The sequence below is a fragment of the Phenylobacterium sp. genome (assembly GCF_036502675.1).
Classification (GTDB): domain Bacteria; phylum Pseudomonadota; class Alphaproteobacteria; order Caulobacterales; family Caulobacteraceae; genus Phenylobacterium.
Map to the genome: position 1 here is coordinate 83,831 of NZ_DASXYF010000107.1, position 23,552 is coordinate 107,382.

Annotated in this window: 22 protein-coding genes and 1 tRNA gene; 11 read left to right on the forward strand and 12 right to left on the reverse strand. The window is 62.6% G+C overall.

Going from position 1 to position 23,552, the window contains the following annotated elements:
* Positions 1–64 precede the first annotated feature (64 nt).
* The 3 genes from VGL30_RS13945 to VGL30_RS13955 form a co-directional block, all read right to left on the reverse strand.
* Positions 65–1,495 carry a hypothetical protein gene (locus VGL30_RS13945; RefSeq protein WP_331540610.1) on the reverse strand — a complete coding sequence of 477 codons (1,431 nt, stop codon included), beginning with the start codon at positions 1,493–1,495 and terminating at the stop codon, positions 65–67.
* A 356-nt stretch (positions 1,496–1,851) separates the two neighbouring features.
* Positions 1,852–2,472: a TIGR02466 family protein gene (locus tag VGL30_RS13950; protein WP_331540611.1), complete on the reverse strand. Its 621-nt coding sequence runs from the start codon at positions 2,470–2,472 to the stop codon at positions 1,852–1,854.
* 48 nt (positions 2,473–2,520) lie between these two features.
* Complete coding sequence (locus tag VGL30_RS13955; protein WP_331540612.1) at positions 2,521–2,757, reverse strand: flagellar basal body rod C-terminal domain-containing protein; 237 nt, start codon at positions 2,755–2,757, stop codon at positions 2,521–2,523.
* 339 nt (positions 2,758–3,096) lie between these two features.
* Here VGL30_RS13955 and panD point away from each other — a divergent pair, with 339 nt between their 5' ends.
* Both panD and VGL30_RS13965 read left to right on the forward strand, forming a co-directional pair.
* Positions 3,097–3,453, forward strand: coding sequence for an aspartate 1-decarboxylase (gene panD, locus VGL30_RS13960; RefSeq protein ID WP_331540613.1), 357 nt, complete (start codon positions 3,097–3,099; stop codon positions 3,451–3,453).
* Positions 3,450–3,911, forward strand: coding sequence for a hypothetical protein (locus tag VGL30_RS13965; protein WP_331540614.1), 462 nt, complete (start codon positions 3,450–3,452; stop codon positions 3,909–3,911). The genes panD and VGL30_RS13965 overlap by 4 nt, the downstream gene beginning before the upstream one ends.
* 2 nt (positions 3,912–3,913) lie before the next feature.
* Here the strand turns inward: VGL30_RS13965 and VGL30_RS13970 are convergent, their stop codons facing one another.
* Positions 3,914–4,642, reverse strand: a complete 729-nt coding sequence (locus VGL30_RS13970; RefSeq protein WP_331540615.1) for an SIMPL domain-containing protein — start codon at positions 4,640–4,642, stop codon at positions 3,914–3,916.
* Positions 4,643–4,747: 105 nt separating this feature from the next.
* On the opposite strand from VGL30_RS13970, the gene VGL30_RS13975 reads away from it, so the two are divergent.
* The 4 genes from VGL30_RS13975 (at position 4,748) to VGL30_RS13990 (ending at position 10,378) form a co-directional block, all read left to right on the forward strand.
* A tRNA-Ile gene (locus VGL30_RS13975) sits at positions 4,748–4,823 on the forward strand.
* Between the two features lie 85 nt (positions 4,824–4,908).
* On the forward strand, positions 4,909–6,675 hold the full coding sequence (locus VGL30_RS13980; RefSeq protein WP_331540616.1) for a site-specific integrase: 1,767 nt from the start codon (positions 4,909–4,911) through the stop codon (positions 6,673–6,675).
* Between the two features lie 105 nt (positions 6,676–6,780).
* Positions 6,781–6,936 (forward strand): hypothetical protein, encoded by a 156-nt coding sequence (locus tag VGL30_RS13985; protein WP_331540617.1) that lies wholly within the window; start codon positions 6,781–6,783, stop codon positions 6,934–6,936.
* A 19-nt stretch (positions 6,937–6,955) separates the two neighbouring features.
* Positions 6,956–10,378: a type ISP restriction/modification enzyme gene (locus tag VGL30_RS13990; protein ID WP_331540618.1), complete on the forward strand. Its 3,423-nt coding sequence runs from the start codon at positions 6,956–6,958 to the stop codon at positions 10,376–10,378.
* 7 nt (positions 10,379–10,385) lie between these two features.
* On the opposite strand, the gene VGL30_RS13995 is transcribed toward VGL30_RS13990, so the two are convergent.
* On the reverse strand, positions 10,386–10,721 hold the full coding sequence (locus tag VGL30_RS13995) for a helix-turn-helix transcriptional regulator (RefSeq protein ID WP_331540619.1): 336 nt from the start codon (positions 10,719–10,721) through the stop codon (positions 10,386–10,388).
* Positions 10,722–10,832: 111 nt separating this feature from the next.
* On the opposite strand from VGL30_RS13995, the gene VGL30_RS14000 reads away from it, so the two are divergent.
* The 3 genes from VGL30_RS14000 (at position 10,833) to VGL30_RS14010 (ending at position 13,006) form a co-directional block, all read left to right on the forward strand.
* Complete coding sequence (locus tag VGL30_RS14000) at positions 10,833–11,492, forward strand: hypothetical protein (protein WP_331540620.1); 660 nt, start codon at positions 10,833–10,835, stop codon at positions 11,490–11,492.
* 75 nt (positions 11,493–11,567) lie between these two features.
* Positions 11,568–12,338 (forward strand): hypothetical protein, encoded by a 771-nt coding sequence (locus VGL30_RS14005; RefSeq protein WP_331540621.1) that lies wholly within the window; start codon positions 11,568–11,570, stop codon positions 12,336–12,338.
* On the forward strand, positions 12,335–13,006 hold the full coding sequence (locus VGL30_RS14010) for a recombinase family protein (protein WP_331540622.1): 672 nt from the start codon (positions 12,335–12,337) through the stop codon (positions 13,004–13,006). Before VGL30_RS14005 ends, VGL30_RS14010 begins: the two co-directional genes overlap by 4 nt.
* 452 nt (positions 13,007–13,458) lie before the next feature.
* On the opposite strand, the gene VGL30_RS14015 is transcribed toward VGL30_RS14010, so the two are convergent.
* The 4 genes from VGL30_RS14015 to VGL30_RS14030 form a co-directional block, all read right to left on the reverse strand.
* Positions 13,459–14,427 carry a competence protein CoiA gene (locus VGL30_RS14015; RefSeq protein WP_331540623.1) on the reverse strand — a complete coding sequence of 323 codons (969 nt, stop codon included), beginning with the start codon at positions 14,425–14,427 and terminating at the stop codon, positions 13,459–13,461.
* A 16-nt stretch (positions 14,428–14,443) separates the two neighbouring features.
* Positions 14,444–15,997: a hypothetical protein gene (locus VGL30_RS14020; protein WP_331540624.1), complete on the reverse strand. Its 1,554-nt coding sequence runs from the start codon at positions 15,995–15,997 to the stop codon at positions 14,444–14,446.
* A gap of 88 nt (positions 15,998–16,085) precedes the next feature.
* Positions 16,086–17,165 (reverse strand): hypothetical protein, encoded by a 1,080-nt coding sequence (locus VGL30_RS14025; RefSeq protein WP_331540625.1) that lies wholly within the window; start codon positions 17,163–17,165, stop codon positions 16,086–16,088.
* Positions 17,166–17,403: 238 nt separating this feature from the next.
* The gene (locus VGL30_RS14030; protein ID WP_331540626.1) at positions 17,404–19,200 is read right to left on the reverse strand and encodes a recombinase family protein; all 1,797 of its coding nucleotides are present in this window, start codon (positions 19,198–19,200) and stop codon (positions 17,404–17,406) included.
* Between the two features lie 484 nt (positions 19,201–19,684).
* Between VGL30_RS14030 and VGL30_RS14035 the strand changes: the two genes are divergently transcribed.
* The gene (locus VGL30_RS14035; RefSeq protein WP_331540627.1) at positions 19,685–20,302 is read left to right on the forward strand and encodes a hypothetical protein; all 618 of its coding nucleotides are present in this window, start codon (positions 19,685–19,687) and stop codon (positions 20,300–20,302) included.
* Between the two features lie 244 nt (positions 20,303–20,546).
* On the opposite strand, the gene VGL30_RS14040 is transcribed toward VGL30_RS14035, so the two are convergent.
* Both VGL30_RS14040 and VGL30_RS14045 read right to left on the reverse strand, forming a co-directional pair.
* Complete coding sequence (locus VGL30_RS14040; RefSeq protein WP_331540628.1) at positions 20,547–20,678, reverse strand: hypothetical protein; 132 nt, start codon at positions 20,676–20,678, stop codon at positions 20,547–20,549.
* A 137-nt stretch (positions 20,679–20,815) separates the two neighbouring features.
* Positions 20,816–21,622 carry a hypothetical protein gene (locus VGL30_RS14045; RefSeq protein WP_331540629.1) on the reverse strand — a complete coding sequence of 269 codons (807 nt, stop codon included), beginning with the start codon at positions 21,620–21,622 and terminating at the stop codon, positions 20,816–20,818.
* A gap of 134 nt (positions 21,623–21,756) precedes the next feature.
* Between VGL30_RS14045 and VGL30_RS14050 the strand changes: the two genes are divergently transcribed.
* Complete coding sequence (locus VGL30_RS14050; protein WP_331540630.1) at positions 21,757–22,812, forward strand: glucokinase; 1,056 nt, start codon at positions 21,757–21,759, stop codon at positions 22,810–22,812.
* Here the strand turns inward: VGL30_RS14050 and VGL30_RS14055 are convergent.
* Positions 22,809–23,381 carry a recombinase family protein gene (locus VGL30_RS14055; protein WP_331540631.1) on the reverse strand — a complete coding sequence of 191 codons (573 nt, stop codon included), beginning with the start codon at positions 23,379–23,381 and terminating at the stop codon, positions 22,809–22,811. The genes VGL30_RS14050 and VGL30_RS14055 overlap by 4 nt on opposite strands.
* Positions 23,382–23,552: the final 171 nt, after the last annotated feature.

Genomic DNA, 23,552 nt, shown 5'->3' on the forward strand with positions numbered 1-23,552 from the left:
GGCGCCTACCGCCCCGCCCGCGATTGAAGCGCACGCCGACCTGCCCGCCTTCGCCGCGGCCGCCTCAACGGCAGTCCGGCGGAGGCCTTCGCTCCGGGCCGCCGGGCGCCAGCCGGTAGACGTAGAGCGGCTGGCCGAACATGCCGCCTGCGAACCCGGCCACCTTCGTCGCGTCGGTGACGGGCAGCCGGGGACGATCCGTCAACAGGTAGCCGCCGTTCACGGCTTGCGAGAACGCTCCCAGGCGAGCCGCGAGGTCCGCGTCCGACATCGGAGCCTCGGGGTTGTAGTCCCAGCGCTGGAAGGTGTCGCGGCATCCCTTCTGCAGGTTGTAGCTCGGGCGGCCGAGCTGGGCCGCCAGGGTCAGGCCGTGGTAGCCGGGCATCGACGCCCAGGGCTGGTCCTCAAGGCCCTGGGACCGGATCCAGGCCGCGAGCTGCCGCGCGTTCGAGAAGGGCTGGACCAGGGCGCTGGCGGCGAACCAGGCGCCGCCCACCGCCATGATTCCAAGCCAGGCCCAGGCTGTCGGGTGAAGCCGCTCGCCGGCTTCGGCCTGCGCCCAGAGCAATCCGATGAACAGCATGGCCGCCAGGCCGAAATGGCGGGGGAAGCTCGTATAGACCAAGGCCGATACCGCAAAGAGACCTGCGTAAAAGGCCAGGAACAGCAGGACATGCAGCCGGTTGCGCCGCAGCGCGACCGCGCCGAGCAGCGGGGGCAGGGCGCCGAGGGTGATGCTGGCCAAGGCTGGCGTGCGCGTAGACCAGCCCGGCGTCGCATCGATCGGCCAGGCCGGCAGAATGGACAGTGAATTCCACGAGAGGGCGACGAGAAGCTGCGCGAACCAGCCGCCCTCCAGCGGCAGCGCCCGGACCAGGTCTGCGGCCGGCCACAGGGTCGCCAGGGAGATCAGGCCTCCGGCGGCCAGGGTTGCGGCGCCGGCCCGGGACCATCTCCCCTCCGAGATCAGCCAGACGGCGCAGATCCCCGCCAGGATGGCGGTGTGCAGCGCGACATTCGCCAGCAACGCCAGGACCACCCAGGCCCACGGGCTGCGCCGAAGGGCGACGAAGGTGAAGAACAGCAACGCGCCGAGGCCGTAGCTTCGGGCGATCACCCCGTATTCGAACAACACGAAGTAGCCTGCGCCGATCAGCAGCTTGACGGGCCAGGTGAAGGGCGAGGCGCGCCACAGGACGGTCAGGGTTCCAAGGCTCACGGCCGCCTGCACGAACGGAAGCGCCATGGGCGAGCTCGTCACGGCCGTCCCCGCCTTCAGGAGCAGGTACCATAGCGCCGGATGCCCCTCGTAATGCAGAAGGTCGAACAGCGCCCGGACCGGCTGCTGGGCGATCAGCAACGCCTGCTCTTCGTCCCGCCAGGGCGAGTGCATGAAGACGAGCAGCAGCTCCAGGACGGCCAGGCCCGCGAAAGCCGCCGCTCCCCAGCCGCCGTCCCGGCGCGCGGCCGGTCCCAGGTCAGATCTGAATTTCATCGTCGCGAGCGCGCCGGCCGTCCACCGCGTACATTTCGCCAATGGAGCCTTGGACGCTCCCCCGACTCTCCCGGACAGCATAGCCGCAGCCGGTCCGGGCGCCATGCCCGCCGCGCCTCGAACTCAGCCACTGTCCGGCCCCGTCGCCGCGTCCGGCGAAAGCCGTTCCTTGCCCTTCCGCGGGCCTGTGATATTCTTGTTTTGTTCCCAACTTCGCGCCACCCCGGAAGTGCTGTTTACGACCCCTGAAAGCGCTTATCTCGTAAAGGCCTGTAAGCACTTCCGGATGCACAACCCCAGGACATTGAAAGACTTTTCCCTCGCCTCCGCACGGTTTTCGAGACCCCGGCGCGCCCCTACCGCCATCCGTAATTGAAGCTCAGGCTGATCCGCTCGCCCTTGCCGCGATGCGGCGTCACCTCGTGGCGCAGCCAGCTCTCCCACATCAGGACCGCGCCCTCCTCCGGAGCCAGGTAGACGAAGCTGCGGGCGCCCTCGGGGGCGTCGGCGCGCCGAGGCGGGGCGGCCATCATCAGCGGCAGGCGCGGGTCCTCCAGCTTCAGGGCGCCCGCGCCTGGCGGGACCGCCACATAGACCGTGCCGGAGAGCACGCTGTGCGGGTGGACGTGGCCGGAGTGGGCGGCGCCGGGCTTCAGGACGTTGACCCACAGGCTGTCGAGCTTCAGCCGCCCGGCCCCCAGGTCGAAGGCCAGGGCCTCGGCGAAGACCGCCGCGTGGCGGTCGAGCCGGGTCTTCAGCTGGGCGAACACGGTGGCTCGCTTCGGCAGGTCGTCCAGCGAGGCGTAGGAGGTGTAGCCGCCGTAGCCCTCCCGCCGGCACCAGGCGCGGCCGGCGGCGTCCTCCTCCGCCAGCATGCGGCAGGCCGCCGCCAGTTCGCCGTTGAAGCCGGCGAACCCGGGCTGGGCGGCCAGCGAGGCCTCGTAGACGGGGGTCGTGAACAGGGAGCGCAGCGCCATGCCCCGCGGGCTAGACGCCGCGGGGGCGGCGGTCAACGGCCGGCGGCGTCAGGGCCTGGCGTGGCTTCCGGCCTGCAGGTCGATCAGCGCGCGCCACATCTCGTCGGCGACCTTGAGCGTCTGCACCTGGGCGACGTACTGATGCTTGGCCTGCACCATGTCGGTCACGGCCTGGGTGTCGTCGGTCGCGGACGCCCCGTCCGTCCCGGCGATCCGGTCGGCGGCGCCCTCGAAGCGCTTGGCTGCGACCATCATGCCGTATCGCGCGGCGGCTATCGGATCCATGTTCCAGCCCTCCTGGCGCAACCTTCGCGCGTCGCGGTTAAGCCTTCGCGTGGAAGAACAGTGAACGATGTGTTGCGGCGGCGGTCCGGCGCCGCGGGGCGGCGCGCCATGAAGTACAGAATGTCGCGCTATCCGCTTGGCCGGCGTGGAAAATATCCGGGTTGACCACCCCCGTCGCCTGCGGCCGGGGGCCGTGGACCTCACCCGGCGGAAGCGATGTTGCGTCGCGGCAATTGAACATGAACGATTTCATGTCTATATGCGCGGTCCCTGTTGTTGGCGGGCTGTCGTCTCTCGGCCCCGCGCGTCTTGAGTGTTCCAAGGAGCCCTTAGGTCCCCATGCTGCTGACCATGATGAAGGCCAAGCTGCACCGCGCCACGGTCACCCAGGCCGACCTGGAGTACGAGGGCTCGATCGCCATCGACCGCGACCTGCTGGACGCGTCGGGCATCCTGCCGCACGAGCAGGTGGACGTGCTGAACATCACCACCGGCGCCCGCTTCACCACCTACGCCATCGAGGCGCCCCGCGGCTCGCGCGTGATCGGCGTCAACGGCGCGGCCGCGCGCCTGGTGCAGAAGGGCGACAACGTGATCATCGTCACCTACGCCCAGCTGCCGGCCGAGGAGGCCCGCAACTACGCCCCCACCGTCGTCCTGCTGGGCGAGGGCAACGAGATCAAGCACGCCGCGTGATCTGGCCGGCGGCCGGGGCGAGCTGGCTCTGCGCGATTCTGGCCCTGGGCGCCTGCGCCCCCAAGCTGCCTGACGGCGTGCGGGCGGACCGGCTGGACGAAGCTATCTCCCAGGCTATCGGCGATCCCAACACCTGCGTGCTGGTCGCCCCCTCCGGCCAGGCGCGGCCCGCCTACCGCTACAACACCCACACCGCCTGCGCCCGGCCGCTGCCGGCCTGCGACGCGCCCGGCCGGCGCACGGTGGGCGACCTCCTGCAGGCGGTGGCCAAGGACGGCCGTCCCCGCGCCATGAGCTGCGACAGCAACCCCGACGGTTCGCGCGTCGTGGCCTGGGCGGCCGGTCCCATCGCCGGCCGCGGCCTGATCTACGCCGCCGTCATGGAAGGCGAGCGGGCCTTTCCCGGCCGCATGGTCGTCGACCGCCTCGACCGGGCCTTCAAGGACGCCGGCCTGTAGGCTCAGCGGCTGAGCTCGTAGAGGCCGGTCACGTCCACCCGCACCCGCAGCTCGCCGGGCGCCACCGAGGTGGCGTCGGACTTCTCCATCCGGGCCATGGCCATCATCGGCGCCGGCGGTTGCGGCGTGTAGCCGCCACCCTCGCTCAGAGACACCAGCCGCGCCACGCGCAGGCCCGTGGCCCTGGCGTAGAGGTCGGCCTTGGCCGAAAGCGCCCGGACGGCCGCCAGGCGCGCGGCGTCCTCCGCCGTGGACGGATCGTCCAGGCCGAAGCTGATCCCGTTCACCTGGTCGGCGCCGGCGCCCACCGTGGCGTCGACGGCCTGGCCCAGCCTGGCCAGGTCGTGCACCGTCACCGTCACCTGGCTGCTCGCCTGGTAGCCGGTGAGCCTGGCCGGCTGGTTCTGCGGGTAGACGTACTGCGGGTTGAGGTTCAGGCCGGAGGTCTGGATGTCCCTGGCCGCGATCCCGGCCTTCTTCAGGGCGGCCATCACCCGGTTCATCTTGGCCGAGTTGGCGGCCAGGGCGGCGGCGGCGCCGGGCGCCTCGCCGACGACGCCCAGGTTGATGCTGGCCATGTCCGGCGCGACCCGCGTCTCGCCATTGGCCGACAGGTTGAAGGTGGTGGCGCGGAACATGGCGTCGGCCGCCGCAGCCTGGGCGAGGGCCTGCGGCGCAGCGCCGGCGACAAGGGCGAGACCGAGCGCGCCGGCCTGGATCAGGGTCTTCATCGGGATCTCCGAGGGAGTGAGGTCGGGCGCAAAACTCGCAAGCCGTGGCTGAACGTAGCCTTTAAGCGCCATGCAGCCCATGCTAACCGCGGACGCGCGCTGCAGGGGCCTGTAGCTCAATGGTTAGAGCCGACCGCTCATAACGGTCTGGTTGCAGGTTCGAGTCCTGCCGGGCCCACCAGCGTCTCCCTAAGGGCTTGTCTCAGCACAAGTCTTTGGTCCAAAACAGCTTCTCGGCTCCACCTGTCACACATTGGTGTACCACTTTGAGCGAGATCGACTTGGGCCGTTATCCTGGCGTCTATCGCCGAGGCAGCACGTGGTACGTCAAAAAACGCGTGCCCATGGACCTGCGTCATGTCGAAAATCGTGAGCAGATCGCGATAAGCCTGGGGACCACCGACCCAAGGGAAGCCGAGCGGCGCTATCCCTTTCGATTGGCCGATATCGAACGCCGGTTTCACGAACTGCGCTCCGAGCTAGAGGCCCAAGGGCCGGTGCAGGCCGCCCTCCGTGCGGGGCGGCTCGAACTTCTGTCGGATGCGGATATCGAGACCCTCGTGGGCGATTGGTTCCGCAAACGGGCCGTGTTGCGCGAGCCGTCGTTCGACAAGCTGGATGCGCGCACCCATCTGCACCACCTGGCGGAAGACGAGAGCCGTATCCGTGCGCCTGATCCGCATGACATGGACCCCGTGGAAAACGCCGCCAACAGGCTCTTGCTCGACGCGGGCATGGCGGCCAGGACCCGGAAGCTGGGGCGCTCGCGGACTAAGGCGGCGGTTCCGGTCGTAGATCGCTCCACGTCCCAGTACGCATACTTGATCAACCTCGTCCGACGAGCCCTGCTGGCCGACATCGCAGTGTCCAAAGACCAGTTGGATGGAGGCCAGACGGCGACGTTTGATCCGCTGTTCAATCCTGAGGGCGGGCGGGCTCCCCACGCCCCGCTGACCGCGAGCACGTCCGCTGCGATAGGTCGCCGCACGGTCGCCGATCTCGTCCGCGAGTACGGGCGCTATCGTGAGGCTTCCTACGACAAGGAAAGCACGGATCGAAAATACAAGCTCCTGTTCCGGGCCTTGGAGGAGACGCTGGGTTCAGATTTCGCGGTCGCGGCGATCAAGGCGTCCGACTGTGTGAGGGTAAAGGCGCTTCTCGACGCTTTGCCGCCGAATATCTCCAAACGCTTTCGCGGCTTCACGCTGGGCGAGGCAGCCGCAGTGCGAAAACAGAAGGGCCTTCCCGCCATGGCCGCGACCACCGTGGGCGGATACATGCAGAACCTCTCGGCCGTATTTAACTGGGCCGAGAAGCAGGGGGACTGGGGCGTTCATAAGAACCCGGCCCAAGGGTTGACGGGGAGTCGGCGCGCCAACGTCCAGCGCCGCAGTTTCACCCCCGATGAATTGAAGGCGCTCTTTGCGGCCCTGGAGCCTCTGCGCGACGCAACCCCGACCAAGTTCTGGGTTCCGGCCTTAGCGGTCTACACGGGCGCGCGGGCTGGCGAGATTTGCCAGCTTCGCACCGTAGATGTGATCGAGGTGGACGGCCTGCACTGCCTGAACCTCTCGGAATTTGGACCGGATGGCACGCGCGTCGCTGATAAGCGGCTCAAGACGGCGGCCAGTGAGCGGATCGTTCCCTTGCACCCCGCTATTGTCGAGGCGGGGTTCCTGCGGTTTGTTGAGCGCCAGCACAATCACGAGCGCCTGTTTCCCGACTTGAAGGCCGGGCCGAAGGGCAATTTCTCTCACGAGTTCTCGAAGTGGTTTGGCCGCTTCAAGCGGCGGGTTGGTTTCGCGCAGCCGTCCCTGGTCTTTCACAGCTTCCGCCATGGCTTCCGGGACGCCTGCCGCATGGCGGACATTGGCGACGAGACGGCTCGGGCGCTGGGAGGGTGGTCGGCGATCAATCAGGCGACCCGGTACGGCAACCGGGGGATGGTCCCTGTCTTGGATCGGGCGATTAAGAAGCTCGACTTTGATGGGTTCAAACTGCCGGTCGCGTTGGAGAGCGCACTCGAAGCTTGAGGTAACGGACGGGAGGAGAGCCCGTGGAGTTTTGGCGCTGCGCCCTGACCGTGCAACCCGTTGCACAATGACGGTCGCGGCCGACTAGGTGGAGGCTGTCAGCTCTTGATCCTCAGCATCCTGGACAATGCCACCATCAACGGTGTCCAGCGTGAGGAGCGTCGCGCGCATCACGAAGACATTCGCGAATCGCGAATAATGGCGCGCGCCTTGACGATAATTAACCAAATCGGCGCTCTAGCTGAACAAGGCTGGCGGTAGGTCTGCAAGGGGTGCGTCAGTGGTTGATGTGACTAAGCTGGTGGAGTCGTTCTTCGACAAAGTTCGCACGACCAGGGCGCTTGGCGCAGGCACACCGGAGACAAGCTATTACGAGGCTCTGAAAGGGCTGCTGGATGCGGTCGGCTCAAGCCTAAAGCCACAGGTGCACTGCCTCTCTCAATTGGCGAACACAGGCTCTGGCTCACCCGACTTCGGATTGTTTTCGTCGGACCAATTGCAAAAGGGCGAGCCTCGCCCAGGTCAGCTCCCGTCTCGCGGCGTGATCGAGATGAAGGCCGTTAACGACGACAGCCTCTTCACGTCCGAACCCAAGCAGATCACCAAGTATTTTGATTACTATCGGCTCGTTATCGTCACCAACCTTCGTTCCTTCCAGATCATTGGAGAGGACCCAAGCGGCAATGCGGTGAGGCTGGAGCGCTTCACGCTAGCTGACACGCCAGCGGAATTTTGGTCGCTCATCCAAACACCCGGCAGCTCGTCGCAGAAAGTCGGGAATTCCTTCGGTGAATTTCTAAGCCGTGCGCTCACTCAATCCGTTTCGCTTCATCGTCCGAAAGACGTGGCTTGGTTTCTCGCGTCCTACGCACGTGACGCGCGTCATCGCGTCGAGGCGGCCGGCGATCTACCCGCGCTCGCTACTGTGCGCGCCGCCCTTGAAGAGGCGCTGGGCATAGAATTTCAGGCGAAGCAGGGAGACCATTTCTTCCGATCTACTCTGGTCCAAACCCTATTCTACGGCCTCTTTTCAGCGTGGGTTTTGTGGGCGCGAACTGGCCCCAAGGGCGGCAAGTCATTCGATTGGCGAGCCTCGACTTGGTATTTGAACGTCCCCTTTGTGCGCACATTATTCCAGCAGCTATCTTCACCAATGCAGCTTGAGCCGCTCGGTATCACAGAAGTTTTGGATTGGGCGGGAGACACTCTGAACCGAATTTCGCCCGAACAGTTCTTGAAAAGTTTCGATTCTGGCGAAGCTATTCAGTTTTTCTATGAACCATTCCTCGAAGCGTTCGACCCAGAACTTCGCAAGCAATTCGGCGTCTGGTACACGCCTACCGAAATCGTCAGATACATGGTTGCGCAGGTTGACCACGCCCTAAAGGTCGATCTGAAAATCGAGGACGGTTTGGCCGCCGACAACGTGTTCATACTCGATCCGTGCTGTGGAACCGGCGGGTTCATCACCGCAGCACTTGAGCGAATCCATCAGAACTTGAGTTCTCATGGTCTTGGAGACGCGATAGGCGGACTGGTTCGGGACGCCGCCCAGCACCGTGTCTTCGGCTTTGAGATAATGCCGGCGCCATTCGTGGTGGCGCACCTTCAGGTGGGTCTCGCCTTGAGCCGATTAGAGGCTGACCTGGAAGATGGGCAGAGGCCGGGCATCTACCTGACCAATGCCCTTACTGGATGGGAACCTCATACTTCGAAGCCGCTCCCGTTCCCAGAACTTGAGGCCGAACGAGCTTCCGCCGACGCTATCAAGCAGAAAGCCCCGATCCTCGTGATCCTCGGCAACCCTCCCTACGATGGATTTTCGGGCGTTGCGCCCGGAGACGAAGAGCGGAGCCTGTCTACCGAATATCGCAAGTTCAAGAAGGTGGAGGCCCCTCAAGGAAAGGGCCTGAACGAACCTTACGTTCGTTTCTTCCGCATGGCTGAGCGCAGGATCACCGAGAAGACCGGCGCGGGCATCATCTGCTTCATCAGCAATTATTCGTGGCTGGATGGTCTCAGCCACACCGGCATGCGGGAGCGTTTTCTAGAAGTCTTTGATGCCGTGAGGATCGACAACCTTCATGGAGATCGGAAAGCTTCGGAAAGGGCACCCGACGGAAAATCGAGCGCCACCGTGTTTGCCGTGCGCGGCCAATCGCCGGGAATAAAGGTGGGAACGGCGATCTCGACCCTTGTTAGGCTGCCTGATCATGCGCCTCGGCAAACCATCGAGTATCGCGACTTCGATGCCTCCAACGCTGACGAGCGTCGAGCAAGCCTCCTAGCGTCCCTCGATAATCCGGAACTGTACCCCTATGAGGTGCTCACCCCGTCACTGCCATTGAAACTGAACTTCATGAAGGGAGCAGTAGCTGCGGGCTACGCAGACTGGCCACGGCTCCCGGAACTAATGCCGAGTTGTTTCGCCGGCATTCAGACCGCACGTGACGAGTTCCTGGTGAGCATAGATCGCCCATCCCTGGAGCAGAGGATGGACCGATATTTCGATCCGGGGGTGAGCGACGATGATTTGTCTAAAGCTCATCCAGAAGTAATGGGCGTGACGAAGCGTTACGATCCGTACGAGATCAGAAAAATGTTGCGAAATAGGGGGCGGCAAGGCGGCGACCTCGCCCGCTACGCATATCGCCCGTTTGACGTGCGGTGGCTCTACTGGGATCGTGACACCAAGCTCCTGGATGAAAAGCGAGAGGAATTTCTGCCCCACGTCAGCCAGGGGAACGTGATCATCTCGGCTCAACAGAAGGCACGCGGCGAGTGGCACGGTGCGCAAGCAGGGACATCACTCGCCTGCCTCGATCTGTTGGATCGCGGCTCCTCGAATTTCCCTACTTGGCTGCATGATCCGGTCACAAAAGCCGTTCGGCCTAACTTGAACGCATCATTGGAGAAGTGGCTGTCCGACCGGGGAATTCCGCTTGATGCGGTCGCGCTCCATGTGGTCGCCACCCTGCATTCGCCGGCCTATGCTTCGAGTAACGGCGGCGCGTTGAGAAGCGATTGGCCGCGCATCCCCCTTCCGTCGAGCCAAGAGGTTTTCAAAAACTCTGCAACGTACGGCTTGACCTTAGCCCAGCTTCTCGATGTGGAAGTCGCCGTGGCAGGCGTCACCGCAGGCGCACTCTTTGAGGGATTGCCGCTGATCGCTGTCCCTCGCGGCAAGGACTATCATCTGAGGGCGTGGGGATATCGTCAGAAAAGCCGAGGTGGCAGCAACATCGTTATGCCCGGCCAAGGCAACATCAAGCGGCGTAGCTGGAACGCCCAAGAACAGGACGCCTTATCTGCCCTGGCCAAGCGTCACGGCTTAACTCTGGATCACGTCCTCGACTTGCTCGGGAAGGAGGCCATCGACGTTCATCTAAATGATGATGCCTACTGGCAAGGCGTCCCGCCAGCGGTCTGGGGTTACGAACTTGGCGGCTATCCAGTTCTGAGGAAGTGGCTTTCCTATCGCGATGAGACGGTCCTCGGTCGAGCGCTGGAGGCTTCTGAGGTTCTACATTTTTCCGGCGTGGTGCGTAGGATCACAGAATTGCTGCTGCACGGACCGGCCCTCGATCACATTCACGACGAATGTCGGAGCGCCGCCATTGGGTGGAGGGATGGACGCCCGACCGCCGATGCTGACCCGACAGGATCGGCCAGCGATGAATCGCTAAGCCCCGTACCGGCCTAACCCACCGCTACCTTTTCGCGCGCCGCGCCATCACGCCTACCTGCTCGACCGCGACTTCAAGGTCTGCATCGCTGAGCGCCCGCGCGTGCATCATCAATCGCGTGAGCATCTGCACTCGCGCCTCCGATGCGTCCTCCTCCACGTCGAAGAAGTCGCGGACGGGCACGTCCAGCGCGTCAGCAAGCTTCTCCAGCGTCTCGAAGCTCGGAAGCGCAAGGCCACGCTCCAGGGCCGACACCGCGTCCACGGATCGCTCGATGCGCTCCGCCAGCCGCTCCTGAGTGAGCCCCCTGAATTTCCTGATCTCGCGGAGGCGGCCCCCGACGCGCAGCTTGAGTGACATGCCCGAAGGTCCATCGACAGGAACCCGAGCGACACCGCGCTTAACCCGGCTTTCAGCACTTAACTCGTATGATAATACGGGTTTTAGGTTTGAAGTCGTGGAGGGATACAGGTGGAATTGGTGCTTGGGTTCGCATGGTTCTTTGGCAGCCTCTATGCGCTGGTAAGCCTGTTCCGCCCGCTACCCCCGTTCAATGGGCGGAAGCAGGCTGCCCTTGGCCTTGTCGCGGTGCAGGTCGCCGCCGTTGTCGCCGCTATCGTAATCCCCCGCTCCGACACCACATCTGCGGCCAAGCCACAGGCCCCAACGGCGTCCGCGTCTACCCCAGATGCCAAATCGGACGCTCCTGAGGGCGACCCGTCGTATTTGGTGCGTATCAAGCCGGGCGAACAACGGACTGTGGCTCCCGCTGCGAAAGCCGCCGATGTCGCCGCGCTGAAGGTCAAGACGCGCGCCGGGCTCAAGACGTTGGACGCGGCCGAAGTCACTCTGACGAGCGCCGTTGAACAGAGGCGCATGGATCTGGTCCGCGAGGCCCAGAACGCGGCCCTAAAGGTGAGCTTCGCCATGGTGACGGATCGGGAGCCGCTGATGGGAACGGCAGACCTGGAGAGCGTCCTGCCTTGCGAGCGCGCAGCCAACACCCTGGCGACACTCGCCCGCAGCGTCATCAATGACGGCCAGGGCGTCGCCGCCGTGCAGGACCGCCTACGCTTGCAGGAGACGTATGGGGTGGAGCGGAAGAGCTGCGGAGTGTGGATCGGATCATAAGTTATTGTATTTGTGCATTTTTATTGACAAATGATCGGCGAATTGAGATGATCTAGGTATAGTCTGGAGATCATTGTGTCCCGATACCGAGAGCTTGATGAGATTGGCCGCATCCAGCTTTCACGCTCTTTCTACATGCGGGACTTTCTCTTCTCAGAGATCGGTGCAGCCTACGCGATCCCCAACCTTCCGGATGATCTCGAACTTGCGGTCCTCGTTGGCCGCGAGCTTTGCCAACGCATCCTGGAACCGTTGCAGGCCACGTTCGGCCGCATCCACATCCGGAGCGGCTACAGGTCCGCGCGCCTCAACGCGTTCGGAAATGAGCGGGGTCTCAATTGCTCCAGCAACTACCGGACCTTTGCCGATCATATCTGGGACCGGCGCGACGGGGCGGGCCGCATGGGGGCGACCGCCTGTATCGTGATCCCGTGGTTCCTGGAGCACCACCGCGCCGACGAGTGGGAACGGCTGGCGTGGTTCCTCCATGACAAAATCGACTACCACCGGATCGTGTTCTTCGGTCGACAGGCAGCGGCGAACATCGGCTGGAGAGAAGACCCCGCTCGGGAGATCATGTCCCACACCGCGCCGCGAGGCCGCCTGACCGGACCGGGGATGCTCAACGGGTGGGGCGATCACTCAGACCAGTATCCCGGCTTCCCGGAGTTCCGCACGCCGCCCCCGCGAGCTTTGCAACCCGTTGCAAAGAGCCATGGCGAAACCCCGCCGCATTGCATCCGGCTTCATCCCCATAGGGAAACCGTGCGCGACGACTGCGCCCTGGCGGGATCTGTCGCAAGTGATCGAACGTCCGCATGTGACAGGATCGGCGTTGACGCATGATCGAGAACCGATTTGTCGCGTACTACCGCGTCAGTACCGAGCGGCAGGGTCGGTCCGGCTTGGGTCTAGAGGCGCAGCGGGAGGCTGTGCAGAGCTACGTCGCCCAACGCGGCGGCGACGTGTTGGGTGAGTTCACGGAGGTGGAGACCGGAAAGCGATCCGACCGCCCCGAACTTGCTGCCGCTCTGGATGCGTGTCGCCGACAGAAGGCCACGCTGGTGATCGCGAAGCTCGACCGCTTGGCCCGCAACATGGCGTTCGTCGCGAATCTCATGGAGGGCCGCGCCGATTTCGTCGCCGTGGACATGGCGAACGCCGACCGCTTCACGATCCACATATTTGCGGCGCTCGCAGAGGAGGAGGGGCGTCGTATCAGCCAGAGGACAAAGGCGGCATTAGCTGCCGCGAAGGCACGTGGCGTTCAGCTAGGGCGGACGGGCGTGATCCTCGCCCGGTATAACCATGAGGCTGCCCTGGCGCGTGCTTCGGATTTGGCAGAGTCCATCCGTATGCTGAGGCAGGGCGGCGCGTGTACATACCGGGCGGTTGCGTTGGGGCTCAATGCTCTTGGGGTGCCGAGCGCAAGAGGCGGACGTTGGCACGCGGGCTCGGTGCAGAGAGTTTGCAAGCGTCTGGAGTCAGTCGAACGGTGCCAACTTGAGGTGTAAAATTTGCACAGGGGGGGTGCAGGATTTGCACCGGGGGGAGTGCAGGATTTGCACCCCCATAAAGAAAGGTACTCTTAAGAAAGGTACAAAGAGAAGAATAGCGGAACGATTGTTCCGCGATGGGTTGACGATTTTTCCGACGCTTAGAAGGCCGCCTGTTTCTTGGATGCAAGGCAAATTCTAACCCGATATCCTGACCGGCGACGCAGAGGGCTGCTCAGCCCAATTGTTGATCGGGGGGTGTCTTGGGGCGGAATGGGCCCCTCGGTGCCTTCCTGGGCCATTCTGGAGGCTCCCAGAGTGTATTCATCCACGATCCGTCTCGGACCAATCGAACGCCTCGGGCTTCCTGCATCACCAGCCTTGCACGCCCATTCAGGCGAGAACCTTCACCATGCCGGTCGGGCTGCGGGGCAGTGGTGCCGGTAGATCGCTGAATGCTAATTCGGATGTCAGTAGGCTTGGCTTTCGATGCGCCAGTCGTCGGGTGCCGGTTCGAAAACGGCCTTGATCCATTCCTCTGCCGATCTCACCTGGACTTGCCGTGGTTCGAAATAGGTAGGCGGCTTGGCCTTCAGGAACGTCGAACGTACCGAAGGATCGCGAGGCGCGGTCTCCTCACCGGGAGCTAGGAACCAGGCCGCCAAGCGCGTATTGCCGTCTGGCCCACGAACCCGCCCACGGCTCAGGCGCAGGTCAACCACCGAGAATGGGCCTTCCAAAGACATCTCAACCCAACGGATGATTTCCCGCCAGTCACCGCCGGCTGACTCTTCCGTACCGCCGGGGCCGAACCACGTAGAGATTTCGTTGTATCGGTGCGCCTGTATAAACGTCGCGCGCCAGACGCGGAAAGTGCGGCTGTCCATGAACCAGAGCCGCCCGCCAAGGTGATCGTAGGCCCACCGTTCCCATGATCGCAGGTGGTGCTTTTCGATCCAGACTGTGTTGCATCGGGTGAGGGTTTGCGGGCTCTCCCATTTGCCGAAATCGTAGAGGCGAAGCCACAACGGCGCGATCCCTTCGGCGGCGTAACTGCGCGTGCGGGCATCGATCAGATCAATGGTGATGTCGCTGGCTTGTACCTCGACCGCGATCCTCACGGTTGGGCGTGCGCTCGGCCAAGCCAGCACGTCGGCTCGGCGATCCCCCACGAGCGATAGTACGGGGGCTTCAAGCTCCACCCCCACCCCGCGCTCCCGCAACGCCTCGGCGATAATGTGCTGTGCCTTCAGGTGCTCGGCCGACATCAGGCCGCCGTAGGAACATTCCGATCCGGGATGATGTGCAAAGTGCGAGATGCGAACGCGACCCGGTTTGAAGATCACCGGCTTGCCGCATCCGCGACATGCGTAATCGACCCCGCGCTTGGCGACCGCCGCTTCGACGTATGGGTTAAGCGCTGATTTGGCGGTCAGCATTGCCGTCGATTTCCCGTCAATCTGGTACGCCCAGTTGGCTGGCGCGCTGGCGTGACCCGCGCTTGGCCCGCTTCCTGGACGGGGTCTTAAAATCGATCAGCCGCAAGACTTCCGCAGGTCCGCTAAACTCACGGCCTGCGGCATCCATAAGCTGGCAGGCGTCCCTATAATCGTCGTCTGGGATGGCGGCGCGGCCGGTGCGGCGGTCGTAAATGATCTGGCTAGGTGTGGCGGCCCATTTCGTCGTGAGCCGTTGGAACCCCTCTAGGATCGCCTCGCGGGTCCACTTCTTTTGAAGGATCGGCTCGATCCCGAGGGCTTCGTTGGCTGCGTCGGCACCACCGGCGTATTTTACGACAGCGCTAGCGAGCCGGCCTGCCTCGCGCCACGTCTCGGGAGCGAAGATGGATGCTCCATTTCGACCCGATGCCCGGACCTGACTCGGCGTCAGGCCGTGTTTTGACCAGAACGTCTGCCACGCCGCTAGGACAGTCGGTCGATCCCATTTCGTGGTACTGCTATCGGCTTGATCCAGAAGTTCGCGCAAACGCCTGACGCCGCCGAACCAAGTCTTCACGTAGACGGATACGGTATTGTAGGCCGGGCCAGGGCGGTCGGCCCACTTGCCCCGTTTCCGCAACCATTCTTCGGTTGGGAACACTCCATCGGGCATTTCGGCCGCCAGCACCCGGCAGTGGTCCAGAAGTTCGTCCGTATTTGACCAATGGGTGCTGTGAATGATGCGATCAGTGGGCCTGTCGAAAACGTAGGGCTCCGGCGTGCCTATGAACGGCACCAGGATCGAGGCTAGCCGGGAATCGTCGTAACAATCTCGGAATTCGATGCCCAGGAAGCGCGGGTTCGTTGAGTTAAACGCCTCTTTCTCGCCCCGCTTCGCTCGATACTTCGCTTCGCCATGACCGCCTGGATTGTCGCCCCAAATCTCGACATCAAACCACCCATCACCGGCTTTCAAGTGGAGATCGTAGAAGCCGTAGGCTCGCCCGCTCTGGTCGGCATATGCATCAGGATATCTGTCACCTCGCCGGTGCTCGATGCCCCTGGCGTAGAGGAAGTTTGACAGGGACGCCTCGGGATGGCTGCGCCATCGGAGGCCGTTCCGGGACGCTACAAAATTGCTGGTGGCGAAGTCGCCGACCGCATCGCGCAGGTCTTCCCAGGTTTTCCCCATGTTGTATGTCGCCTGGACAAGGGACTGACGGCCGTTCCGCTGAAACCATGGAGCCGGCGGCAGATTGCCCTGGAGAGTGGCGACTTCCCTTGCTTCAGCGACGATCCTTTCCCAGGTCCACCGCTGAACGTGCCGACCGTTGCGAATGAGAGGCTGGCTGCCCTTGTGGGCACTGTAGGCGTCGGCGATGCCTAGCTTGTCGAGGAGGGTCGCCTGATTGATCCCCAGCTTGTAGAGAGCGAAGTATAGGCCGTCGTGCTTCTTGAGGGCGGAAAACGATAGGGCAGCGAAGCCTTCGGCCTCATAGAGGTTACGGCAATACGCGAGAAGCTCAGCGTCCGTCATTAAGCTGAAACGGGCCGTCGTCGGGCGCCCCATTCTCCCTCCAATCCTCGACATCTCACCGGCTTCTCGGCGATCACAACCGCTCCGACTACAGGACCGCACACGCGCGGCGTCTGGCAGGTCAGTTCGAGAGCGGACCTGGGTTCTTGAGCTTGGGGCGTGGCTCTGTAACCGGCGCTCTCCCCGCGAGCGCCGTAGTTCTTTCGGCTTCCAAATTCTTGCTCAGCCGATTGAGCGCCGTCGTATTCCTGTGTTGAACTTCAAGCTGAACAGCACGCTCCGCTTCAGCTTCGTTCTCCCGCTTGGAATTTTGGGCGTCTTGATGAAGGACGCTCCACACCGCCACCACCACGGCCACCAGGGACAAGGCCGTCGATATGGCCGCGATCCAAAGCGCCCGCTTCGTTGCCCTATTCGACGCTTCCGCGCCCTTGCTGAACTCGGTCAGAATTGTCTTGGCAACTTCGTTCAACGACTGCTGCATCTGCGCTGTCGTCGCGGCGAGATCGCGCATCTGAGAAATGTGCTCAGACAATTCCGCCAATCGCCCATTTGTCTCGTGGATTGGGTTGGCGGGCATCGCCGGCATGTCGAAGCGTGGGATTTCCAGCGCGACCAATCGATCATCACTCGGCCCCTGGTCGTGCGCGAACGTCAATTCATCCAGCGACAGGCTTCGTTCTGTCGCTAGCTTCGCCGCGCCGATTTGCTCCGCGAGCGATCCCCTCAAGTTGCGAATTTCCTCTGCGACATAGGCAGTAGGACCCAGAGCTTCCCGCATCTGATCGGCTATTCGGCTTGAGGGAAGGTCCATGGCCTTCAACTGGTCTGACAGCCGCAGAGATGCGATTTCGTTAGCTATTAAGCTTGGGCCCAGGGCGGCCTTCATTTGTTCGCTCAGGCCATGGAGCCCGGCGGTCGCCAGTTTCATATCGGCGAGGTGATCGAGCCCAGCGGTCGCCAGCTTCATGTCGGCAAGGTGGTCGAACCCGGCGGTCGCCAGCTTCATGTCGGCGAGGTGATCGAGCCCGGCGGTCGCCAGCTTCATGTCGGCGAGGTGGTCGAGCCCGGCGGTCGCCAGCTTCATGTCGGCGAGGTGGTCGAATCCGGCGGTCGCCAACTTCATGTCGGCAAGGTGATCGAGCCCAGCGGTCGCTAGCTTCAACTGAGCGAGGTGTGCCGCGTCGCTTTTGATGCTCATCGCACGGCTCCTATCCGCATGAACGGATCAAGAACTACCGCAGAATCGCTCGGTATCAAAGGCGCGAGATCGTCCGGCAATTGAGGCGCGCGATATCTGATGGCCCCAACTGGCTGTGGGTTCGTGTTCCTGGGAAGGACCCACATCAGGGTTCCCACATGCGCCACATGCCTGTAACACATTGGATGTGTGTAGATGCGCTAAGTAGCTGTTTTCGCTGAGTGCGTGGCTGTTTCGGTTAATTTCCTGCCGGGCCCACCAGCTTCTCCTGCGTCCGGGATTGACGTAGCCTCTCAGGGCCCACCATCTTTTCCTGCAGCAGAGAGTTTTGGGATTGGAAGGATTCCATAATGCCCAGCCGACTTGATCTGGCTGAGGGATGGCGGGCATCGCTCGCCATCTGCCGATTGGTGGTCGCGGTTCTGTCTAGGCCGACGACCATCCGGATGTGATTGAGCTCTAATTCATCGTCGAATTTTTCCTTTCTCGCGACGTTCAGGATTCCGGCGAGATCGCCATACAGGTTGATCAGGAGGCCACGCACGTTCGGGTCCGGTGCCAGCACAATGCGATCGACGAGCGACCGGAGCAGGTCAACGGCCTCATGCTTCGTACTGGGGTCGTTAAGAGCACGGACGAGCGCGCAAACCTCCTCTTGATAGCGTCTCGCCATCGACGGATGCACGTAGGCGGGCACTTCGACGGTCGAACCCATTAGGCGCTTGGTTTCCTCACGCTTGGTGACCAGGTCGTCGAGCTGGGCTTTCAGCGCCGGTGAAGCAAAGCCATCCATGATGGCGCGGACAATCCGCTGCTCTTGCCGGTCGAGCTTTTCGAGCTGACGCTGATAGCCGTGCAGGGCTGCGTTGTGCTCAATCCGCAGCCTGTTGACCTCGCGGGTGTATTCCTCGCAGAACTCCTTCACGAGCTCCGGAGCCATGAGATGCGCCTGCAGCGCGTCGAGCACCGTGTGCTCCAACTCGTCCTGCCTGATGGTGCGAGTGTTCTCGCAAAGCGCGCTGCCCTTATTGCGCGCGGTTGTGCATCCATAGGCGAGGCTGGAAATCTTGGCGAACCCGCCACCGCAGCCGCCGCAGCGCAATTTATGGGAGAAGAGGTGTCTCGGGCGTCGCCGATCCCACAAGTTCGGACTCTCAACGCGCGTGCGCGTCTGCCGGGCTTTCACCTTGTCCCACAGGGCTTGATCGACGATGCGCAAGTGCGGGGCGTCTTTGCGTATCCACTCGGATTCCGGGTTGATCCGCGTGACGTTCCTCCCGGTGTCGGGGTCCTTGACGTAGCGGACCTTGTTCCAAGCAATCACGCCCCGGTACATCTCCTGGTTGATTATGCCCGCACCGCGCTGCCAGTTGCCGTAGATGGTGCTGGCGGACCAACCGCGCCCGCGAGTACCCGGAACGCCTTCCTTATTGAGTTGCTTGGCTATCGCCTTGGGGGATTTCCCGGCGGCGAACTCCTCGAAGATGCGGCGCACGATCTGCGCCTGGCCTTCGTTGATGGTTCGCTCGCCGCGCACGGGCTCGCCGCGATCGTCGAAGCGCTTGACGACATCGTAGCCATAGCCGTTGCCGCCGCCGATCTTCCCTTGCTCGACGCGCCCCCGTTGTCCACGGCGAACCTTGTCAGCCATGTCCTTGAGATACAGGGCGTTCATCGTGCCCTTGAGGCCCACATGGAGTTCGCTGATCTGCCCCTCAGAGAGGGAGATGATTTTCACACCTGCAAAGGACAGGCGTTTGAAGACGCGGGCCGTGTCTTCCTGATCGCGTGAGATGCGATCCAGCGACTCTGTGAGCACCAGATCGAACTTCTGCGCGGCGGCATCGCGGAGCAGGTTCAGCATGCCCGGACGTGTGTGCAGGAACGCCCCGGAAATTGCGTAGTCGGTGTAGACTTCGGCGATCGTCCACCCCTCGTGGTCGGCGCGCTCCTTGGCGATGCGGACCTGATCTTCGATGCTGGTCCGTTGCTGGAGGTCGGAGGAGTAACGGGCATAAATGGCGACGCGGATCATGGGAGACCTCCTCGGCCGCCGTCAGGCTCCACACACCTACGCGACGCTTTGACTTGTTCGTTAAAGTCCCGCTGGGCGGCGCGTCGCGCGAGAAAGCGCACAAGCTCGACCATCTTCCGGTCCGCCTTCGACGAAGCCGCTGGGGCTTGAGTAGTGTCGTCGATGTCGGGCGTATCGGTCAATGTCGGTCTCGTTGCTGTTCACAGGTTCCTTGTCATCTAGCGCCACCGTGGCCGCCAAATGAGAACAATACAGGAACAAAGTCCTATCGGCAAGCAGTATTTTGGGTTTATTTTCCTAACATCGTCACCATGAATACTTATGGCAGATCGAATTCGGGAGCCGCATCGCCATCAAGACTGCAGTGTTATAGCAAGCCGCCCTGGGGTGGACGAGCCCACGGCCACAGTTCTATACAAGCAAAACGCCGGGCGGGCGGCGGAGCGAACGCCCAGGCGATTGAAAATTCGAGGAGATTGCCGCCGTGCCAAACGGCGCAAAACGCAACGCGACGCGGCGTGCCAAGCCGCTCTATCGCTCGGCCAAGATCAGCGACTATCGCTTTCGCAAAGTCCTGTGGCACTTCGTCCGCGACCACACCGCCACCGAGGCGGCGCGGGCGACTGGGCTGTCCGTCAACAGCGCGGCGGCGATCTTCCGCAAGCTGCGGGGCTATTTCACCGAAGCGGGGCTATTCGTGGATTATTACACCATGGGCGATATGGACGCGCCCGAGAACGAGAACCTGGAGTTCGAGCGCCGCCTGCTGGAATTCCATTTCAGCCGGATCGGCGAGAAGCGCGGCCTAGCCGCGCCGCCGGATGGCCCCGACTATCATTTCGCCGAAAGCTGCTGGCGGTTCGACTATCAGGTGCTGCGCGACCAACGCCCATCGGACGCGGTCTACGCGATGATGCTGGTGCACCTATTGGAGATCATACGCCTCTGCGGTCCGGTCGGTGGCAAGCCCACGAACCGAAAGGTTGGCCTGATGGCGAAGCTTCGCCAGATGGATCAGCGAATTTTGTGGCTGGAGCGGAATGGGCCAGCATTCCGAGGAGATGGGCGGCGAGCAGCGCTTCGCGAAATCGTGGAGAGTTAGCCTCGGCGGTGGACTGCCGCCGAGGCACGCGGCGCACTCAAGCGGGGTTAGATCGAATGAATAGCGCTGCAACGCGTGTTGCAGGTGATGCGGTCTTCCGGCGGGTATGGTGACGACCAAGGAAGGTCGTCGCGCGGCTGTTGGGCGTGCGGGCAGCCGTAGCAGTGTGTGGTGGTCCGCATGGCTCGATCTCTCGAAGGGGCCCCGCTGCCGGTGGGCAGCGGGGCTGAGTGGGGGCTTTCGATTACTTACCCTTTTGGGCGTCCGACTTGCCGCGTTGGGCTTCTTGGATCTCCCAGGCCGACTTACCTGCCTCCTTGAAGACGCCGCCGTTTTGGCCGGCGTTGTGGCCTTCTTTGTACGGGGTGCTGCTCATGTCACGCTCACCTTCTGCTGAGCGCTGCGAGACGCCCTCTCGCTAGGCGGCAACGGGCGTTGCCGCGGACCACCTATCCACAGCTTGCTATTCGCGTCTATTAAAAATACGGAAAATTATTAAAATGCCGCCATTGCTCAGGCTTCCGGCCCGCGCAGCCGGTAGCTGTTTCTAACCACTTTGCGACGCTCGACCGGAGATGCGTCGGATCCAAAAGCTCGCCGTCCCTGCTCGGTCACTTCATCGCTCTTCGTCTTCAAGAGCTTCCGCAGCCCAGGTAGATCGTCGCGGAATTCGTAACGAAGCGCCGCGACTAAGGGGCCATCGGTGGCGCGAAGGCGATGCTCGTAAAGCTCGCCCTTCCGTGTCAGATCAGCCCAAACACTCGTAAGAAAGCCAGACGCATTTTGCGCCCTATCGGGGCGGTCGTTGTACGTAGCGCGCCGCTCATAGGGTTCCGCCTTTGGCTTGTTGCGTTTCGCGGCCTCTCCCCTGACGGCCGTCCCTTGACCGCTTCCCGCCGCCGAGAATGCGGGGGTTGGGCGAGCCGCGCGCACATCTCGCCCAACGCCCGTGAGGGCCAACCTGGGCCTCTCGATACCTTCGGCGGCCGCAGCGCTGTCGATCGAAGCCTTTGCCCGGGGAACCATGTGCCGCGCGTCCTTTGCCGCGAAGCCGATTTCCAGGAGGTATTCGTAAAGCTTAAAATCCTCTTTGCTAAGTCCTTCTACGTAAAACATTGTAGTAGGTAACCACGTTTCCACCCTATCAAGCAACAAAATCGGCGGAAAGGTATAATCTTCAATAGGATAAACGCGTTTTCTGACTCCGGACTGGGGGGAGATGTCTCTAGCGCGTGGGCGTTCCTTGGCGTTTTCGGATAGTATAGCCGCAGGCTGCTGCTTGAGGCATCGTTCGATTCCTTCGACGATGTTGACGCTCATGACCCCCTCAATCGGATGCGGCCTCCACGCGATAAGTTCGCGGGGAGAGAAACTTGCTCGCCTAGCCTCGGTAGGCGGCAAGAGGCAAGGCGCGTTATAGCAGACTCGTTCCTTGTGTCTGGCCGGAGCGCCAAATGCCCAAGCGTGCGAAACCAACTGACGCTTCAGCGAACATCGCCATCTGCGATATCGGCCGCACCAGCGCGCGGATGTGCAGGCGGGACGATCCACTCGATGAGGCTCGGATCGATGGATTGCCGACATCCGACTTCACCGGTCCCTCGCCCATGCTGGACCTCCTCAGCGCGCTTTTTGATCGCACCAAGATCCCACGCGAGGGCGCGACGCTTTATCTGTCTGTTCCCGCCTCCGTTGCGGGCGACACCGCCGTGTTTCCCCAGATGCCCGCGCCGGGGGGCGCCGAAGGTGAGTGGCGCTTCAGCATAAAGAAACTGAAGGATGAGCTCGGTCTCGGCGACATTTTTCCGGTGAACGACGTGGTGGCGCTTGGGATGGCTCTGCCAGAGGTGCTTCGAACCGATCACTACGAACTGATCGGCCCCGGCATACAGCGAACGAACTATCCGTTCGTTATCCTCGCCGCACGCTCTGGCGTGGGCGGCGGAGGGTTTGTCGTCGATAGAACGGGCGGGATGATTCCGATCCAGGGCGAAGGCGGTCACCTCGGCCTGACGCCGTCGAGCGATCCTGAACATCAGGTTCTGCATCACCTTCGGGACATTTATCGGAAACAGCGGCGTCGCGATCTTTTGTCGATCACCGGGCATGACGTGCTCTCCGGCCCCGGCTCCCTCGCGCTGTATGAGGCGGTGATGCGTTATCGCGAAGTTGAGGTTGAAGCTCCGCGGGAAGCTAGGGACATATCACGCATGGCGAAGTCTGGTGGACCGGAGGGCGAAATAGCCCGTTTAACTATCGAGATGTGGTGTCGTTTCTTTGGAAGCTTGGCGCGCAACCTTACTCTCGCCTACGGCGCCTTTGGTGGGGTGTATTTGGCTGGTCCGTTAGCGAACGATTTCCTGTCGCGTGGTTCGGGCTGGGAGGCGTTTCACCAAAACTTCGAAATCGGCGGACCCTCACCGGGATACCTGTCATCGATCCCTCGCGTTCTGATTACCCACCCCAACCCATATCTGCGCGGCTTGGCTCGCCTTGGATCTGTGATCTAGCGTGCTGTCGGCATCATCGATGATCTGCGCAGCGCCCGCACTAGCGTCCACGGCGCGACCTTGAACCGCCGGGCGACGGCGGCAGGCTCTTGACCACTGGCGATGAGCTGGGCGGCTTTGGTGAGCTTGTGCTCATCGAGCTTCGGCGACCTACCAAGACGAACACCTCGATTGCGGGCGGCGGCGAGCCCCTCCTTGGTGCGCTTGCTGAGGTTCATGCGCTCATGTTGGGCGACCGCCGCCACAATGGTCAGGATCAGCGTCCCCGCTGCGCTGGAATGGTCCACTGCCATTGTCGCGATCTGAAAATCCACCCCGCGATCCCGAAGCTTTTGCAGCTCTGATAAGGCGTCCAGGGTGCTGCGCCAGGCTCTGTCCAGATCCCACACGATTAGGCAGTCGTTTGCTTGAAGTGACGCTATGACGCTCTCATAGACTGGGCGATGCTGCGATGCCGCCGACAGGCATTCCACATGGAGTTCGTCACAAAGGGGTGTGAGGCCATCAATCTGACGATCGGGCCGCTGGTCCTGGGTGGATACGCGCAAATATCCTATGCGTCTTTGCATTTTAAAAACAACTACTTATTCGTTTTCCGGGGCGGCTCATAAAGGACCCCTTTTGAGCGATCCGCCGCCTAGCCCGTGCAGCGACCGACAAGGTCTGGCAATGCAGGGCTCAATCCAATTATTACGTGTATCATAGCATAACGGAATGTCATTATGAAAACTTTAACAAAA